The organism is Oleiphilus sp. HI0066 (assembly GCF_001635725.1).
In genome coordinates, this window is the sequence record NZ_LWFH01001324.1 from 1 (window position 1) to 873 (window position 873).

The 873-nt window shown below is 44.4% G+C and carries 2 protein-coding genes; both read left to right on the forward strand.

The features are described 5' to 3' along the window. Positions 1 to 456, forward strand: a 456-nt coding sequence (locus A3738_RS19590) for an aminotransferase class I/II-fold pyridoxal phosphate-dependent enzyme (protein WP_156504352.1), incomplete at its 5' end; no start/stop codon positions are given. Positions 457 to 459: 3 nt separating this feature from the next. After that, complete coding sequence (locus A3738_RS19595) at positions 460 to 873, forward strand: hypothetical protein (RefSeq protein ID WP_068763795.1); 414 nt, start codon at positions 460 to 462, stop codon at positions 871 to 873.

Here is an 873-nt window from a genome sequence, read left to right on the forward strand (position 1 = left end):
CATTTAGCGTCTGACTTCATCGATGGATTAGATATGTTGGCTTCAATGCGTTTGTGCGCAAACGTTCCAGCACAGTATGCCGTTCAGACCGCTCTTGGTGGATACCAGAGCATTAATGATCTGATCATCCCCGGTGGTCGCTTCTACGAGCAACGTAATCTGGCTTACGAGCTGTTGAATAAGATTCCCGGCGTACAATGTACTAAGCCAGAAGGCGCACTTTACATGTTCGTGAAGCTAGACCCTGAAGTTCACAAAGTCTACAACGACGAACAACTAGTACTCGACTTGCTCAAACAACAAAAAATTCTCATCGTGCATGGTACTGGCTTTAATTTGCAAGACACTCAACATTTCCGTTTTGTATTCCTACCGCGTGAAGATGTACTTCGAGATGCGATTGCGCGTTTCGAAAAATTTTTACAGACCTACAAGCAGCTTCCTGAAACAGAATAAAGCATGTACGACATACACATTGAAGAGTTTTATCGCGATTGCGCGGTCGTACTATTGCAGCTTTATCAGAGCTTTCCTGTAAAAAGTTCGGTTTTTGTTGAAGACGTTGCAGGCCCAGATAATCCTGACGAATTTGGGCTTCATAGCCCTCGTTTTCAGGCCTGTTTCGGAGCAATGTTGTGGCTAGAAAGCGAAGGATACATGAGCTTTGAGTCAACGCTTCGACAAGAAGCGATTGAGCAGGCGACGCTTAGCGCCCTAGGACTAAGATTGCTCAATCATCTAAGCGATGAGTTAGCCGAAGAGGACAACAAGCTTCCTAATGTAGAGATCCTTAGAATTGCTTTGAAGAATGGGACCTCGACTCNCTTGGCTCGCTTGATGATTCATTTGTTTTCAGAGTACAAAAATAAATAG